Origin of the sequence: Enterobacter sp. 01-M-02-SI-ECC (assembly GCF_047530595.1) — a bacterium.
Lineage (GTDB): Bacteria > Pseudomonadota > Gammaproteobacteria > Enterobacterales > Enterobacteriaceae > Enterobacter > Enterobacter cloacae_M.
Genome location: NZ_JBLKCZ010000012.1, coordinates 100464 through 116382, shown reverse-complemented (window position 1 = coordinate 116382; position 15919 = coordinate 100464). Strand labels below are relative to the sequence as shown.

At 56.6% G+C, this 15919-nt stretch carries 12 protein-coding genes and 3 tRNA genes; 11 read left to right on the top strand and 4 right to left on the bottom strand.

Annotated features, from left to right (window positions below; translation table 11 throughout):
* Window positions 1-17 precede the first annotated feature (17 nt).
* From mscM to rsgA, 3 genes are all read right to left on the bottom strand, one after another.
* Entirely contained in the window at window positions 18-3341 is a 3324-nt protein-coding gene (mscM, locus tag ACMWLG_RS16305; protein WP_039261016.1) for a miniconductance mechanosensitive channel MscM, read from the bottom strand.
* Between the two features lie 19 nt (window positions 3342-3360).
* Entirely contained in the window at window positions 3361-4329 is a 969-nt protein-coding gene (gene asd, locus ACMWLG_RS16300; protein ID WP_045404817.1) for an archaetidylserine decarboxylase, read from the bottom strand.
* A 97-nt stretch (window positions 4330-4426) separates the two neighbouring features.
* Window positions 4427-5467, bottom strand: coding sequence for a small ribosomal subunit biogenesis GTPase RsgA (rsgA, locus tag ACMWLG_RS16295; RefSeq protein WP_045619978.1), 1041 nt, complete (start codon window positions 5465-5467; stop codon window positions 4427-4429).
* Window positions 5468-5574: 107 nt separating this feature from the next.
* Here rsgA and orn point away from each other — a divergent pair, with 107 nt between their 5' ends.
* The 4 genes from orn to ACMWLG_RS16275 all read left to right on the top strand — a co-directional run bounded on the left by orn (window position 5575) and on the right by ACMWLG_RS16275 (window position 6616).
* Window positions 5575-6120 carry an oligoribonuclease gene (gene orn, locus ACMWLG_RS16290; protein WP_023310130.1) on the top strand — a complete coding sequence of 182 codons (546 nt, stop codon included), beginning with the start codon at window positions 5575-5577 and terminating at the stop codon, window positions 6118-6120.
* Between the two features lie 196 nt (window positions 6121-6316).
* Window positions 6317-6392, top strand: a tRNA-Gly gene (locus tag ACMWLG_RS16285).
* A 36-nt stretch (window positions 6393-6428) separates the two neighbouring features.
* Window positions 6429-6504 (top strand) — tRNA-Gly (locus tag ACMWLG_RS16280).
* 36 nt (window positions 6505-6540) lie between these two features.
* Window positions 6541-6616: transfer RNA gene (locus ACMWLG_RS16275), tRNA-Gly, on the top strand.
* Between the two features lie 270 nt (window positions 6617-6886).
* Here ACMWLG_RS16275 and queG read toward each other — a convergent pair.
* Complete coding sequence (queG, locus tag ACMWLG_RS16270) at window positions 6887-8026, bottom strand: tRNA epoxyqueuosine(34) reductase QueG (protein WP_032662410.1); 1140 nt, start codon at window positions 8024-8026, stop codon at window positions 6887-6889.
* Here queG and nnr point away from each other — a divergent pair.
* From nnr to hflX, 7 genes are all read left to right on the top strand, one after another.
* The gene (nnr, locus tag ACMWLG_RS16265; RefSeq protein ID WP_045402242.1) at window positions 8025-9548 is read left to right on the top strand and encodes a bifunctional ADP-dependent NAD(P)H-hydrate dehydratase/NAD(P)H-hydrate epimerase; all 1524 of its coding nucleotides are present in this window, start codon (window positions 8025-8027) and stop codon (window positions 9546-9548) included. The genes queG and nnr overlap by 2 nt on opposite strands.
* Complete coding sequence (tsaE, locus tag ACMWLG_RS16260; RefSeq protein WP_013095283.1) at window positions 9541-10002, top strand: tRNA (adenosine(37)-N6)-threonylcarbamoyltransferase complex ATPase subunit type 1 TsaE; 462 nt, start codon at window positions 9541-9543, stop codon at window positions 10000-10002. The genes nnr and tsaE overlap by 8 nt, the downstream gene beginning before the upstream one ends.
* A 16-nt stretch (window positions 10003-10018) precedes the next feature.
* Window positions 10019-11359 carry an N-acetylmuramoyl-L-alanine amidase AmiB gene (amiB, locus tag ACMWLG_RS16255; protein ID WP_414763006.1) on the top strand — a complete coding sequence of 447 codons (1341 nt, stop codon included), beginning with the start codon at window positions 10019-10021 and terminating at the stop codon, window positions 11357-11359.
* Between the two features lie 9 nt (window positions 11360-11368).
* Window positions 11369-13213: a DNA mismatch repair endonuclease MutL gene (gene mutL, locus ACMWLG_RS16250; protein WP_045402248.1), complete on the top strand. Its 1845-nt coding sequence runs from the start codon at window positions 11369-11371 to the stop codon at window positions 13211-13213.
* Window positions 13206-14156 carry a tRNA (adenosine(37)-N6)-dimethylallyltransferase MiaA gene (gene miaA, locus ACMWLG_RS16245; protein WP_045402253.1) on the top strand — a complete coding sequence of 317 codons (951 nt, stop codon included), beginning with the start codon at window positions 13206-13208 and terminating at the stop codon, window positions 14154-14156. The genes mutL and miaA overlap by 8 nt, the downstream gene beginning before the upstream one ends.
* A gap of 85 nt (window positions 14157-14241) precedes the next feature.
* Window positions 14242-14553: an RNA chaperone Hfq gene (gene hfq, locus ACMWLG_RS16240; protein ID WP_008502919.1), complete on the top strand. Its 312-nt coding sequence runs from the start codon at window positions 14242-14244 to the stop codon at window positions 14551-14553.
* Between the two features lie 74 nt (window positions 14554-14627).
* A complete protein-coding gene (gene hflX, locus ACMWLG_RS16235; RefSeq protein WP_023310136.1) occupies window positions 14628-15908 on the top strand; it encodes a ribosome rescue GTPase HflX in 1281 nt (426 codons plus the stop codon).
* The last annotated feature ends 11 nt before the right edge of the window (window positions 15909-15919 follow it).

The window sequence follows — 15919 nt, the reverse complement described above, 5'->3', positions numbered from 1 at the left end:
GGGTTGCACCGCTTACCTTACAAACTTCCCGCCGGACGCGTCCGCGCCGCTGACGTCAGCGTTCTTCCCGTTTTACGCCCGTCCAGGCTTTCGAGACGCATCTGGAACGGTGGGAACGGCATATCAATACCGTGCTCGCGGAAGCCCGCCAGAATCAGCTGGTGAATCTCATGGCGCAGCGGCATACGGTGTCCCATTTCGGCGGCGTAGATACGCAGCTCGAAAATCTGGATCCCCTGCTGTAGATCCACAAGGAATACTTCCGGCGCCGGGTTGTCGATCACCAGCGAGCAGCGCTCAGCGGCGGTGTAGAGGATCTGGGTGACCTCTTCGCTGTTGGCGTCCGACGGCGCCGGTACCGTCAGCACCACGCGGGTAACGGAGTCTGACAGCGACCAGTTGATGAACTGCTCGGTGATAAACGCCTTGTTTGGCACGATGATCTCTTTCCGATCCCAGTCGCTAATCGTCGTCGCACGGGTATTGATCTTCGTGATGCTGCCGGTCAGATCGCGAATCGTTACGGTATCGCCAATACGGATCGGTTTTTCGAACAGAATGATCAGGCCAGAGATGAAGTTGGCGAAGATCTCCTGTAAGCCAAAACCTAACCCAACACCGAGTGCCGCCACCAGCCACTGCAGCTTCGACCACTCAATACCGATCATCGAGAAGCCAACCAGTCCGCCAAACAGCATGATCAGATATTTGGTTATGGTCGTAATCGCATAACCCGTCCCCGGCGTTAAATCCAGATGCTGCAGAAGCGCCAGCTCCAGCAGGGCAGGGAAGTTGCGCACCAGCTGCGTGGTGATAATCAACACCAGTATGGCAATCAGCACCGCCCCTAAGGTAATCGGCTCCAGGCTTTCAACGCCCTGCACCGTGGACGTCACGTCCCACAGAGAGATGTTCTCCAGGAAGCCAAATGCAGAATGGATCTCCGACCACAGGAAGATCACCGACAGCAGGGCTATGAGCATCAGGATGGAGCGAACCAGACGCAGGGACTGGGTACTGATGGCATCCAGATCCAGTTCGACCTCGTCCGCTTCCGTCGTGCCTTCCGTACTGTTGACGTGGTTTGGCTCTTCCTCACCTCGCGCGCGTTGGGCGAGGATCTCTGCCCGGCGATGCTTGGCACGGTCAAAGGCCAGACGCCGCCGCTGGATCAACATCCAGCGGCGGATCACGTGGTACACCACCAGCAGCAGGAACCAGATGGCCACCGAGGTTTCCAGCCTTGCCAGCAGCGCCTGCGCGGTTGCCAGATAGCCCACCGCGGCCGCCAGCATCGCAAACAGCGGCGCGCTAAGCAGCAGGTTCCAGAGCAGCCGGTTGAACATGTTTTCGCCGCTGCCGGATTTATCGAGATAGAGCGGAATACCCGCGCGTTTCAGGCTGAGCGTAACGATGGCCAGCGCCCCACAAATCAGCATGAAGCAGAGGCGCCCCAGCGAGCCTGAGAACTCCCGGTCATTGAGATTATCAAACATGATCAGCGCCATAATCAGCGGCACAATCAGCCCGATGCTCATCAGGTAGTAACGCATGGCGCGTGCAACGCGGTTACGCGGCCAGCCAAAGTGGGTGATAAACAGGCCATTGGGGCGCGCGAAGGTGGCGCAAATCATGACCACCCACAGCAGCGGCACCGTGGCGGTGACGCCATCGCCAATCGCGACCGCGAGCGGATAGGGCCAGGCTTCCCGCAGGCCATACCCCAGCGTCATCCACAGCACCGGCAGCGGGGAGGCGACAAGAATCGACCAGAATACGGTGCGCAACGTCAGCCAGAAGTGATCCTGGGTGACTTTCCCGACCCTGGAGCTGGAACGCTCCAGGAAGCGGGTGAAATGTCTGCGCGAGTAAATGCTGAAGCCCACCAGAATCAACGCCCCGAGCAGCGGGAAAATGGTCTCTTTGCTGGTAAACATCATCACGCTGGCCTGTCCCAGCTGGCTGACGGTGTCCAGCGAAATCAGGCGGCGCAGGTCCTGGACAATCTCAATCGGCCACGAGAATGTCATCGGACGCACGTCGGACGTCCAGAAGAGATAACGGTGCGTAGCCTCGTTCACCTCTTTCAGCGCATCTTCCAGCTGGCTGTTGGAGACTTTTAGCTTGGTCAGCTCCAGAATCAGCGTATCCCCGCCCTGGAGCAGAGAGTTTAGCAGTTCACGCTGGGTACGCAGCTGGGCTTCCAGAATGCGGTTTTGCTCGCTGGTCAGGGGCTGGCCGTCAGCCTGACGGATCTGGCGGATTTGCGGCTGTTTATTGAGAAGATCTTCAAAGTGCAGTCGCTGAACGCGCAGCTGGGCCATCTCGGTATCCAGCTGCTGCGGCTTCGGCATTTCCGGCAGGCGCGCGACCTGGGCGCGTAACGCTTCGCCCAGCAGGTTTGATGATCCGAGCCACTGGGACTGCTCGCGCAGGGTGTTGAGCGCCTGGCGAACCTGAAGGGTTTGATTGGTCGCCTGACGCTGCTGCGAGGCAACCAGATCCATACGCTGCGCCTGCTGGTTCAGCGCGGCAGAAAGCTCGCGGTTGACCCTGAATTGTTCGTTGATACCGGCAGGCAGGTTTTCGCTGTTTTCCGCCAGCAGTTCGGTGCTTTCCAACGCGCGCTCCGCTTCACGCTGGCGCTGGCTGTTGAGCTGATTGCGCAGGGCCTGGAGATACGCATCCAGCTGCTCGCTCTGCTTCTGAGCGAGTTCAGAGCGCATCCGCGACAGCTCCTGGCGGTTATTGGCGGAAAGCTGCGCCAGCTCCAGCTCATCGACAAGGGCCTTCAGGCGAGCCGATTCTGCCTGCAGGCCCAGATTTTGAGCCTGAGCCTGTGGCGTATTGCCGCTTTGCGTACCCACGCGACGCTCAACTTCATTAAGCTGGCGGCGGGCATCGGTTTGCTGTTGCGGAAGCTGGCTGAGGGAGTCGGCGATTTCACGCGCTCGCTCCTGCTCCTGCTGGGCAAGGCGGCTCTTTTCCAGAAGCTGGCTGCTGACCTGCAGGATCTCCTGGTTCAGGGCGTCGGAGGTCATGCCTGCGGGCACGTCGCGCGGTTCGTCACGCAGATTATTGAGCTGCGCGCGCAGCGTCTGCGAGAGTTTGGGGAAGTTATCGATAACCTGCTGATACTGCTGAGCGCGCTCAAGAGAGCCTTTCCGCTCCTCAAGCGCGTTCAGGGCAGCCTGGAGCGACTCGACGGTCTCTGGCTGAGCGGGTTTGGCCGCTTTTGCCTGCTCCAGTTCCTGGGTTATCTGTTTGGCGTCGGGGGCTGTCGCTGCGTACGCCCCCATGCTGAGGCACCAGGCCATCAGTAGAACGATAATCGGGCGCACGTCAGCGATCCTTCTGTTGTTAGCCTTCGTCTTTTTTGTCGTCAACCAGCGGGCTGGCGTCGTGCTCGGCGTTAATCTCTTCCTGTGACAGAGGAGCAGGTTCTGCATCCGGCGTCACGAAGGTTTCAGTAGAGACCGCCAGCGGCTGGCCCAGTTTGGTGACCGACAGGCTTTCGAGCTGTTCAGCCAGCTTCACTTTGCCCGGCGCAAACAGGTTGATTACGGTAGAGCCCAGCTTGAAGCGACCCATCTCCTGACCTTTCAGCAGGGCCACCGAGCCTTCCGCTTCACCGGCAGGCCAGGTCCAGCGTTTGATCACGCCTTCGCGCGGTGGGGTGATGGTGCCGGCCCAGACGGTTTCGATGCTGCCTACGATGGTCGCACCGACCAGAATCTGCGCCATAGGGCCAAATTCAGTATCGAACAGACAGATGACGCGCTCGTTACGGGCAAACAGGTTCGGCACGTTCTGCGCGGTCAGGTGGTTTACGGAGAACAGGTCGCCCGGGACGTAAATCATTTCACGCAGGATACCGTTACACGGCATATGCACGCGATGGTAGTCGCGCGGTGACAGATAGGTGGTGGCAAACGTACCGTTACGGAACAGCTCCGCCATCAGGTAGTTACCCGCCAGCAGCGCTTCCAGACTGTAATTATGGCCCTTCGCCTGCAGGATTTTGTCGTCTTCAATGTTACCCAACTGGCTGATCACGCCGTCTGCCGGCATCACCAGGACGTTAGGATCGGTGTTCAGCGGGCGCACTTCGTCACGCAATGGGCGTACGAAGAACTCGTTGAAGGTGCGATAGCTGGCGGTATCCGGCTTTTGCGCCTCTTTCATATCGACCTTGTAATATTTTACGAAAAGGTCGATGACCAGTTTGGTCAGCCAGCCCGCGCGTTTGCTTGCGCCCCAGCCCGCCAGGCGAGTGAGCCACAGTTTTGGCAGAATGTATTGAAGCGAAAGTTTAAATGCGTTTAACAAGGTAGCCTCCAGGCCATTGTTTTGTCGTTCCTGATCCGGCGTCAAGCCGCCGGAACCTGAAAAAAGGGGACGATTTTAGCGATGCTTAGCTTAGTTGTCAGTTATCAGAATCAGAAAAGTTTTTACGCGTTTTTACGTCTTCCATGCTCTCAAGAATACGGTGGTAATTCTCGAAGCGGGTTTTCGCGATCTCGCCTTTCTCAACCGCTTCACGGATAGCGCAGCCAGGGTCGTTATCGTGTTTACAGTCGCGGTATTTACAAGCGCCTAAATAATCATGGAATTCGACAAATCCGTTAAAGATTTGTTCCGGCTCAAGGTGCCACAAACCGAACTCACGCACGCCCGGGGAGTCGATCACGTCGCCGCCGTGCGGGAAATGATACAGACGTGAGGCGGTGGTGGTGTGCTGGCCCAGGCCAGAGACGTTGGACACATCGTTGGTCAGGATCTCTTGCTGGAGGCCAAGCAGGTTGTTCAGCAGGCTCGATTTACCTACGCCGGACTGGCCAGCAAAGATGCTGATGCGGTCGGTCAGCGCCTCTTCCAGCGGTTTAAGGCCATCTTTGGTGTGGCTGGAGACCATCAGCACGCGGTAACCAATCTTGCGGTAGATATCCATCTGCTCATTCACGAAGGCCATGCCGTCGTCATCCAGCAGATCGATTTTGTTCAACACGATAATCGGTTCAACCTGCAGCGTTTCGCAGGCGACGAGGTATCGGTCGATAATGTTGAGAGAAAGCTCAGGTAAAATCGCCGAAACAATGACGATCTGGTTAATGTTAGCGGCAATGGGTTTGACCCCGTCGTAGAAATCGGGGCGGGTTAACACGGACGTGCGCTCATGAACCGCTTCAACGATACCTTTTACCGTAACGCCTTTACCCGGTCGCCAGACCACGCGATCGCCGGTAACCAGTGAACGGATGGTGCGACGGATATTACAACGGTGGATATCCCCGTCGGCGGATTCGACATCGGCATGCATACCGAAACGGCTGATGACTACGCCTTCTGTCGCTTCACCAAACAGGTTGTCGTCATAATCCGGCTTCTCCGAAGTGGTTTTAAGACGGCGCTGGTGGTTGGCGTTTACGCGGCGCTGCTGCCCTTTGGAGAGTTTATTTTTACTCAATCGCGCTGGCTCCTGGTCGCCCGTAAGGGGCAAAACCTCTATGATACACTCTAATTAATACTAGTTAACCTGCTACTGCCGGTTATGCGAGAAGGGTGGAAAATAACATGAGCGCGGATGAAAACAACCTGATTTGGATCGATCTCGAAATGACCGGGCTGGATCCCGAGCGCGATCGCATCATTGAAATTGCAACGCTGGTGACGGACGCTAACCTGAATATCCTGGCTGAAGGGCCAACGATTGCGGTGCACCAGTCCGACGACCAGCTGGCTTTGATGGATGAATGGAACGTGCGCACCCACACCGGCAGTGGCCTGGTGGAGCGCGTGAAGGCGAGCACGTTCGGCGATCGCGAGGCGGAGCTGGCGACGCTTGAGTTCCTGAAACAGTGGGTTCCGGCAGGCAAATCGCCTATCTGTGGGAATAGCATCGGCCAGGATCGCCGTTTCCTGTTTAAGTACATGCCGGAGCTGGAGTCATATTTCCACTACCGCTATCTGGATGTCAGCACCCTGAAAGAGCTGGCGCGTCGCTGGAAGCCTGAAATCCTCGATGGCTTTAAAAAGCAGGGGACTCACCAGGCGATGGACGATATCCGTGAGTCCGTGGCGGAGCTTTCCTACTACCGCGAAAACTTTATTAAGCTGTGATTTTGCGATCCGGTGCCTTGCGTGGCCGGGTTTTTGTCGTTAAATTGTTCAGCTTGCCGATTAATTAAGCATTTGAACTTAATTTCGAAAAAATCGCTTTAAGGGGGGTTGCAGCTAAAAGGATTTCTCGTATAATGCGCCTCCCGTAACGACAGAGAATTACACGTTACGACAGCAACAAAAGCAGTGCAGATTTGCGGGAATAGCTCAGTTGGTAGAGCACGACCTTGCCAAGGTCGGGGTCGCGAGTTCGAGTCTCGTTTCCCGCTCCAAAATTTGAAAGTGCTTCCAAAGCACGGACCACCCAAGCGGGAATAGCTCAGTTGGTAGAGCACGACCTTGCCAAGGTCGGGGTCGCGAGTTCGAGTCTCGTTTCCCGCTCCAAAATTTGAAAGTGCTTCTAAAGCACGGACCACCCAAGCGGGAATAGCTCAGTTGGTAGAGCACGACCTTGCCAAGGTCGGGGTCGCGAGTTCGAGTCTCGTTTCCCGCTCCAAATTCTTCTTAATCTCTAAAATATCCACAGCGAAAAGAGTCGTTGGGGACGTTTTCTATTGTCTCTGAAATACTATTGTGAACAGAGTTATCCACAGAAACTACGCTTAACCGTAACAGGGTTAAAGCTTAGCAGGGTGAATAATATCTTTGTAACGTGCTGTATTTAGTGAATAAATTTTCATTTCAAAATGTTATTGAGATCACTTGACCTCTTCTCCAACCCAGATGGCGCTTGAGTTTGTAATTTTATTCACAGGCTGTGAATAGTTCAGGCATCCCGCGGAAGCCCTTTTTCAATCACCCGCACCAGACGCTGTTTCTTCGGTAGCTGCACCTCGATCGCGCAGGCATTACGCTTCTCTATTTGCTGCGCAATCGCCCATTCTATGTGCTCATCAAGAAGTGGGTGCTCACCTCTACGGCTTTCAAGCGCCCGTATATTGGCTTCATCCCACGGGGCATTACCCAGCGCGACGGCAACATTACGCAGCCAGCGCAGATGACCGATACGGCGAATGGCCGAACCTTCCGTCACTTTCAGGAACCAGGCTTCGGTCCAGGCGAATAGCTCAACGAGCTGAGGCGCATGCAGCGCCTTACGCGGGCTGAAATCCTCTTCGTCCGTGAGCTGCGAATAGCGGTTCCACGGGCAGATCAGCTGGCAGTCGTCGCAGCCGTAGATGCGGTTGCCAATAAGCGGTCGAAATTCCTCTGGAATGGCTCCTTCCAGTTCGATAGTGAGGTAGGAGATGCAGCGGCGCGCATCAACGGTGTAAGGCTCGACGATGGCACCCGTCGGACAGATGGTCATGCAGGCCACGCAGCGTCCGCAGCCTTCCTCTACCGGGCCGTCTACCGGCAGCGGTAAATCAATCAGCAGTTCACCCAGGAAGAAGAACGAACCGGCGTCGCGGCTGAGGATAAGTGAGTGCTTACCTGTCCAGCCAAGCCCGGCTTTTTCGGCGATCGGGCGCTCAAGAATAGGCGCAGAATCGACAAAGGGTCTAAAATTCAGCGAAACACAGTGCTGCTGAATAGTTTCCCCGAGTTTTTTTAAACGGTTACGCAAGAGCTTATGGTAATCACGTCCCAGGGCGTACCGGCTGACGTAACCCAGAGAGGGATTTTTTAGCGTGCGCGCAAAGGCCGCGTTGGCAGGCAGATAGTTCATGCGCACGCTGATGACGCGTAATGTGCCCGGCAAAAGCTCGTGAGGGCGGGCGCGCATCATGCCATGACGCGCCATCCACTCCATTTCGCCGTGGTATTGTTTGTCCAGCCATGCCTGCAGTTTTGGCTCGCTGGCGGAGAGGTCGGTATCGGTAATGCCCACCTTCTGGAAGCCAAGCTCAGCACCCCACTGTTTTATTTTTTGCGCTAATTCATTGAGATCGAGGGGCTGTGACATGACGGACCATACGGTGAAGAAAAACCCCGCAAGTATACCACATTCCATCTGGCATGCGGATGACCTCCGGCGCGCCGAAAAAGAGGCCGCAGACAGCCTCGGGATTACCCTTTATGAACTGATGCTGCGTGCGGGTGAGGCGGCGTTTAACGTTGCCCGCAGCGCGTACCCTCATGCCGCCCACTGGCTGATTCTGTGCGGTCACGGCAATAACGGCGGCGATGGCTACGTCGTTGCCCGTCTTGCGGTTGCGGCAGGTATCCGCGTGACGTTGCTGGCCCTGGAGAGTGATAAACCGCTGCCGGAAGAGGCCAGCGCGGCGCGGGAGGCGTGGCTTAACGCAGGCGGTGTGATTCATGCGCCTGATATCGTCTGGCCGGAAGAGGTGGATCTGATTGTTGACGGTCTGCTGGGTACCGGGCTACGCAGTGCGCCTCGCGAGAACATTGCCGCGCTTATTGAACACGCTAACAGACATTCCGCGCCGGTCGTCGCCCTGGATATTCCCTCAGGCCTGATTGCACAAACCGGCGCGACGCCGGGAGCGGTCATTGAGGCTGCACATACGGTGACCTTCATCGCCCTCAAGCCGGGGCTACTGACCGGTAAAGCGCGGGATGTGGTCGGCATGTTGCACCACCATGCGCTGGGGCTGGAGAGCTGGCTGGCCGGGCAGGAAACGCACCTCGCGCGTTTTGATGCATCCCAGCTTGCGGCGTGGCTCCCGCCGCGCCGGCCAACGTCCCATAAGGGCGATCACGGCAGGCTGGTGATTATTGGCGGCGATCGTGGTACAGCAGGTGCGATTCGCATGACCGGCGAAGCGGCTCTGCGCTGCGGTGCCGGATTAGTGCGAGTACTCACTCGCATTGAGAATATAGCGCCGATCGTTACAGCCCGACCGGAGCTGATGGTCCATGAGCTTACGCCTCAGTCGCTTGAAGAAAGCCTGGAATGGGCGGACGTGGTGGCGATCGGCCCCGGCCTTGGGCAGCAGGCATGGGGCAAACAGGCCCTGCAAAAGGTCGAGAATTTTCGTAAACCGATGCTGTGGGATGCCGACGCGCTTAACCTTCTGGCAATAAACCCCGATAAGCGTCACAATCGCATTCTGACGCCACACCCCGGCGAAGCCGCGCGACTGCTTAACTGCAGCGTGGCAGAAATTGAAAGCGATCGCTTACTTTCTGCTCAGCGTCTGGTAAAACGTTACGGAGGTGTTGCTGTTTTGAAAGGGGCAGGAACCGTTGTCGCCAGTGACGAGACGCAGGGCATTATTGATGCCGGAAATGCGGGCATGGCAAGCGGCGGCATGGGCGATGTGCTTTCCGGCATCATTGGCGCATTGCTTGGACAGAAACTTCCCCTTTATGATGCAGCCTGCGCGGGCTGCGTGGCCCACGGTGTCGCGGCGGATAAACTGGCCGCGCGTTACGGTACACGCGGCATGCTGGCCACCGATCTTTTTTGCACGCTGCGGCGTGTTGTTAACCCGGATGTGATTGACGTAGAAAATGACTAATCGAGCGATTCCTTTACCTGATGAACAAGCCACTTTAGAACTCGGCAAGCGCGTGGCGCAGGCCTGTCAGGGGGCAACCGTCATTTATCTGTATGGTGATTTAGGTGCGGGTAAAACCACCTTCAGCCGGGGTTTTTTGCAGGCGTTAGGGCATAACGGGAATGTGAAAAGCCCAACCTACACGCTGGTTGAACCGTACACCCTTGAAAATCTCATGGTGTACCACTTCGATTTATACCGCCTTGCGGATCCTGAGGAGCTGGAATTTATGGGGATCCGTGATTATTTTGCCAACGACGCCATTTGCCTGGTGGAGTGGCCGCAACAAGGTGCGGGTGTGCTGCCTGACCCGGATGTCGAAATTCACTTAGATTACCAGGCACAAGGGCGTGAGGCACGCATCAGTGCTGTTTCCTCATCAGGCAGTTCCTTACTGGCGCGACTGGCCGGTTAAGCGTAGGGATGACGGGATGATAAATCGCGTTAAAGGTTGGTTGTTGGCTGCCACCGTGCTGCTGTGCGCGCAGGCCGGGGCGGCAAACCTCTCAGATATTCAGGTATCAAACGGCGAAAGCCAGGCCCGGATCACGTTCAGCTTTATGGGCGATCCTGAATATGCGTTTTCACAGCCAGACAGCCACAGCGTGGCGCTGGATATCAAACAAACAGGCGTGATCCAGGGGCTACCGCTGCGGTTCAGCGGTAACAACCTGGTGAAAAGTATTCGTTCGGGAACGCCGCAGGATAGCCAGTCGTTACGCCTGGTGGTTGATCTGACCGAAAAGGGCAAAACGAAGGCGGTGAAGCAGCAAAACGGGGCGAACTATACGGTGGTGTTTACCATCAATGCCGACGCGCCGCCGCCGCCTCCACCGCCGCCGGTCGTAGCGAAGCGCGTGGAAGAACCGGTATATACGCCGCGTCCTTCTGAACCTGCACGTAATCCGTTTAAATCGCAGAACGATCGCATTACCGCGGCAACCAGCAGCAATACGGTGACGCGTCCGGCGGCCAGCGCGCGACGCGCGACGGTCAGCGGTGACAAAGTTATTATCGCCATTGATGCGGGTCACGGCGGGGAAGATCCGGGGGCGATTAGCCCTGGCGGCACGCGAGAAAAAAACGTGACTATCGCTATCGCGCGTAAACTGCGTTCGCTGCTCAATGACGACCCTATGTTTAAAGGCGTGTTGACCCGCGACGGGGACTACTTTATCTCCGTAATGGGACGCTCGGACGTGGCGCGTAAGCAAAACGCGAACTTCCTGGTCTCCATTCATGCGGACGCCGCACCGAATCGTAGCGCGACCGGCGCCTCGGTTTGGGTGCTGTCGAACCGTCGCGCTAACAGCGAAATGGCCAACTGGCTGGAAGAGCATGAGAAGCAGTCTGAACTGTTAGGCGGCGCGGGCGACGTGCTGGCGAACAGCCAGTCCGATCCATACCTCAGCCAGGCGGTGCTGGATTTACAGTTCGGTCATTCTCAGCGCGTCGGGTATGATGTCGCCACTAACGTATTGAACCAGCTGCAAAGCGTTGGCGTGCTGCATAAACGCCGTCCGGAACATGCCAGCCTCGGCGTTCTGCGCTCGCCAGATATCCCGTCCATCCTTGTGGAGACGGGCTTCATCAGTAACAACGGTGAAGAGCGTCTGTTGGGAAGCGACAGCTATCAGCAGCAAATTGCCGAAGCGATTTATAAGGGGTTACGCAAATATTTTGAGGCGCATCCTCTGCAGTCTGCGCCACAGAGCGGCTCTGCCCAGACGGCCAGCGCAGCGCTGCCGGGTGAGATGACCGCGACCAACTAAGGAGAATTCATGCCGATTCAGGTTCTACCGCCGCAGCTCGCGAACCAAATCGCCGCCGGTGAGGTGGTGGAACGCCCTGCGTCGGTGGTGAAGGAGCTGGTGGAAAACAGCCTCGATGCGGGCGCAACCCGCATCGATATTGATATCGAACGCGGTGGCGCGAAGCTTATCCGCATTCGCGACAACGGCTGTGGCATTAAAAAAGAGGAGCTGGCGCTGGCGCTGGCTCGTCACGCCACCAGTAAAATCGCCTCTCTGGACGATCTGGAAGCGATTATTAGCCTCGGTTTTCGGGGCGAAGCGCTGGCCAGTATCAGCTCCGTTTCGCGCTTAACGTTGACCTCCCGTACCGCTGAACAGCAGGAAGCCTGGCAGGCTTACGCCGAAGGGCGCGATATGGATGTGACGGTCAAACCCGCGGCGCACCCTGTCGGCACGACGCTGGAAGTCCTGGATCTGTTCTACAACACCCCCGCCCGACGCAAGTTTATGCGTACCGAGAAGACCGAGTTCGGTCATATCGACGAGATCATTCGCCGTATTGCGCTCGCCCGTTTCGATGTCACCATCAACCTCAGCCATAACGGTAAGGTGATGCGCCAGTACCGTGCGGTGGCTGAAGGCGGACAGAAAGAGCGTCGTTTGGGGGCGATCTGCGGTACGCCGTTCCTGGAACAGGCTCTGGCCATTGAGTGGCAGCACGGCGATCTGGCTTTACGCGGCTGGGTTGCCGATCCAAACGCGAGCAGTGCTGCGTTCTCTGAAATTCAGTATTGCTACGTGAACGGCCGCATGATGCGCGACCGTCTCATCAATCACGCGATTCGCCAGGCCTGCGAAGACAAACTCGGGGCCGATCAGCAGCCTGCTTTCGTCCTTTATCTGGAAATCGATCCCCATCAGGTGGATGTGAACGTTCATCCTGCCAAGCATGAGGTGCGGTTTCACCAGTCGCGTCTGGTTCACGACTTCATTTATCAGGGCGTGGCCGCCGTGTTGCAGCAGCAGGCAGCGCCAACGCTGCCTCTGGAAAACGACACTCCTGCACCGCGTCCGCTGCCGGAAAACCGTGTAGCGGCGGGCCGCAATCATTTTGCTGAGCCTGCCGTCGCGCGTGAACCGGAGGCCCCGCGTTTCTCCCCGGCAGGGAGCGCACCGCGTCCAACGGGCGCGAACTACCCGAATGCCCACCCGGGCTATCAGAAGCAGCAGGGCGCGTTGTACCGCAAGCTGCTGGAAACGCCCGCCGTGGAGCGTAAAGAGCACATTCCCGCCGCTCAGCCTTCTCTGGACGGCCATAGCCAGAGTTTTGGTCGGGTGCTGACGATTATCGCACCGGATATGGCGCTGCTTGAGCGTGACGGCAAACTGATGCTTCTGGCCCTGCCGGTCGCCGAACGCTGGCTCAAGCAGGTGCAGCTTACGCCAGGCGAAAATGCAGCCTGCGCGCAGCCGCTCTTAATTCCGGTTCGCCTGAAAATATCCCCTGATGAAACGAGGGTATTGCAGCGCGCAGAGCCGCAGCTGGCGCAAATGGGTATTGAAACTGTGCTCGAACCACAACATGTGACAATTCGTGCAGTGCCTTTACCCTTACGCCAACAAAATTTACAAAACTTGATTCCTGAACTGATAGGCTACCTGGCGCAGCAAACATCGTTTGATGCCGCCAACACCGCGCAGTGGATCGCCCGCCATCTGGCAAGCGAACACGCGCCGTGGAGCATGGCACAGGCCATCAGCGTGCTGGCTGAGGTTGAACGCCTCTGTCCGCATCTGGTGAAAACGCCGCCGGGTGGGTTATTACAACCTGTTGATTTACAAACGGCGATGAACGCCCTGAAACATGATTGACGCAAGTAAGGCGAGCCTGCCTAAGGCAATTTTTTTAATGGGCCCAACGGCCTCCGGCAAAACGGCGCTAGCCATTGAGTTGCGTAAAGTTTTGCCTGTAGAGTTGATTAGCGTCGACTCCGCCCTCATCTACCGAGGGATGGACATCGGCACGGCGAAGCCTGACGCAGAAGAGCTGCGTGCGGCACCGCACCGTTTGCTGGATATTCTTGACCCGTCTCAGGCCTATTCCGCAGCGGATTTCCGCCGGGATGCCTTAGCCGAGATGGCCGAGATAACGGCGGCGGGACGTATACCGCTGTTGGTTGGCGGAACCATGCTCTATTTCAAGGCGTTGCTGGAGGGGTTGTCACCTCTGCCATCCGCGGATCCGGAAATAAGAGCGAAAATTGAGCAGCAGGCGGCAGAGCAGGGTTGGGACGTTTTGCATCAGCAACTGGCGGAGATTGACCCGGTTGCAGCAGCACGGATCCATCCAAATGATCCGCAAAGGCTTTCCCGGGCACTGGAAGTTTTTTTCATTTCGGGTAAAACTTTAACGGAACTGACGCAAACGTCAGGAGACGCTCTGCCGTATCAGGTGCATCAGTTCGCCATCGCCCCGGCGAGCCGTGAACTGCTCCATCAGCGAATTGAGCAGCGTTTTCATCAGATGTTAGCTTCAGATTTTGAAGCAGAAGTGCGGGCGCTATTTGCCCGTGGAGATTTGCATACGGACATGCCTTCCATTCGTTGTGTGGGATACCGCCAGATGTGGTCGTATCTTGAAGGTGAGATTTCATACGATGAAATGGTTTATAGAGGTGTTTGCGCCACGAGACAGTTAGCGAAGCGCCAGATCACCTGGTTGCGCGGTTGGGAGGGTGTTCACTGGTTAGACAGTGAAAAACCGCAACAGGCGTTAAACGAAGTGATTGAGGTTGTTGGTGATATCGCTCACTGAATGTGTACAATTGAGACGTATCGTGCGCAATTTTTCAGAATCGCAAGGTTCTAAGTACAAAACAAGCATATAAGGAAAAGATAGAATGGCTAAGGGGCAATCTTTACAAGATCCGTTCCTGAACGCATTGCGTCGGGAACGTGTTCCAGTTTCTATTTATTTGGTGAATGGTATTAAGCTGCAAGGTCAGATTGAGTCTTTCGATCAGTTTGTGATTCTGTTGAAAAACACGGTCAGTCAGATGGTCTACAAGCACGCTATTTCTACTGTTGTTCCGTCCCGTCCGGTATCTCATCACAGCAATAACGCTGGCGGCGGCACTGGTAGTAACTACCATCATGGCAGCAACGCGCAGGGTTCTTCAACGCCGGCGCAGGACAGCGACGAGACCGAATAAGGTTTCGCACTGTTATCCACACGGGGAGCCAGGGATCCTGCGTTCCCCGCTGATCTTTTTAGAGAGGTTTACGCTTGTTTGACCGTTATGATGCCGGTGAGCAGGCGGTGCTGGTACACATCTATTTTTCGCAAGACAAAGATATGGAAGACCTCCAGGAGTTTGAATCTCTGGTCTCTTCCGCCGGTGTCGAAGCAATGCAGGTGATTACCGGTAGCCGTAAAGCGCCGCACCCAAAGTATTTTGTTGGTGAAGGTAAAGCAGTCGAAATTGCGGATGCCGTAAAAGCAACCGGCGCGTCAGTCGTGTTGTTTGATCATGCGCTGTCTCCAGCCCAGGAGCGCAACCTGGAAGCCCTTTGCGAATGCCGTGTTATCGATCGCACGGGTTTGATTTTAGATATTTTTGCTCAGCGTGCACGTACCCACGAAGGGAAACTGCAGGTTGAGCTGGCGCAGCTGCGCCATCTGGCAACGCGTCTGGTGCGTGGCTGGACACACCTTGAAAGACAAAAAGGCGGGATTGGTTTGCGCGGCCCGGGTGAAACCCAGCTCGAAACCGACCGTCGTTTGCTGCGTGGCCGAATTACCCAGATCCTTTCACGTCTGGAACGTGTAGAGAAACAGCGCGAACAGGGGCGCCGGGCGCGAACCAAAGCCGACATCCCGACGGTGTCGCTGGTGGGCTATACCAACGCCGGTAAATCCACCCTGTTTAACCAGATAACCGAGGCCCAGGTTTATGCCGCAGACCAGCTGTTTGCGACCCTGGACCCTACGCTGCGCCGTATTGACGTTGCAGACGTTGGTGAAACGGTGCTGGCGGATACCGTAGGGTTTATCCGCCACCTGCCGCATGACCTGGTGGCGGCGTTTAAAGCCACCCTGCAGGAGACGCGACAGGCGACTCTGCTGCTGCACGTGATTGATGCGGCAGACGTGCGCGTGCAGGAGAACATCGACGCGGTGAACGTGGTGCTCGAAGAGATCGACGCCCACGAGATCCCAACGCTGTTGGTCATGAATAAGATCGATATGCTGGACGATTTCGAACCGCGTATCGACAGAGATGAAGAAAACAAACCGATTCGGGTCTGGCTTTCTGCCCAGACCGGTATTGGTGTGCCACTGCTTTTCCAGGCTTTGACAGAACGTCTTTCCGGTGAGGTAGCTCAGCACACGCTGCGACTGCCGCCACAGGAAGGCAGGCTGCGCAGCCGGTTTTATCAGCTTCAGGCGATAGAAAAAGAGTGGATGGAGGATGACGGCAGCGTGGGGATGCAGGTGCGTATGCCGATCGTTGACTGGCGTCGCCTCTGTAAACAAGAACCTGCGCTGGTCGACTATATCGTCTGATCAGAAAGGGG

What these genes read in the sequence shown, in the direction of transcription:
- orn (WP_023310130.1), top strand. Translation starts at nt 5,575, where the DNA reads ATGAGCGCGGATGAAAACAACCTGATTTGGATCGATCTCGAAATGACC.
- nnr (WP_045402242.1), top strand. Translation starts at nt 8,025, where the DNA reads ATGACGGACCATACGGTGAAGAAAAACCCCGCAAGTATACCACATTCC.
- queG (WP_032662410.1), bottom strand. Translation starts at nt 8,026, where the DNA reads ATGTCACAGCCCCTCGATCTCAATGAATTAGCGCAAAAAATAAAACAG.
- tsaE (WP_013095283.1), top strand. Translation starts at nt 9,541, where the DNA reads ATGACTAATCGAGCGATTCCTTTACCTGATGAACAAGCCACTTTAGAA.
- amiB (WP_414763006.1), top strand. Translation starts at nt 10,019, where the DNA reads ATGATAAATCGCGTTAAAGGTTGGTTGTTGGCTGCCACCGTGCTGCTG.
- mutL (WP_045402248.1), top strand. Translation starts at nt 11,369, where the DNA reads ATGCCGATTCAGGTTCTACCGCCGCAGCTCGCGAACCAAATCGCCGCC.
- miaA (WP_045402253.1), top strand. Translation starts at nt 13,206, where the DNA reads ATGATTGACGCAAGTAAGGCGAGCCTGCCTAAGGCAATTTTTTTAATG.
- hfq (WP_008502919.1), top strand. Translation starts at nt 14,242, where the DNA reads ATGGCTAAGGGGCAATCTTTACAAGATCCGTTCCTGAACGCATTGCGT.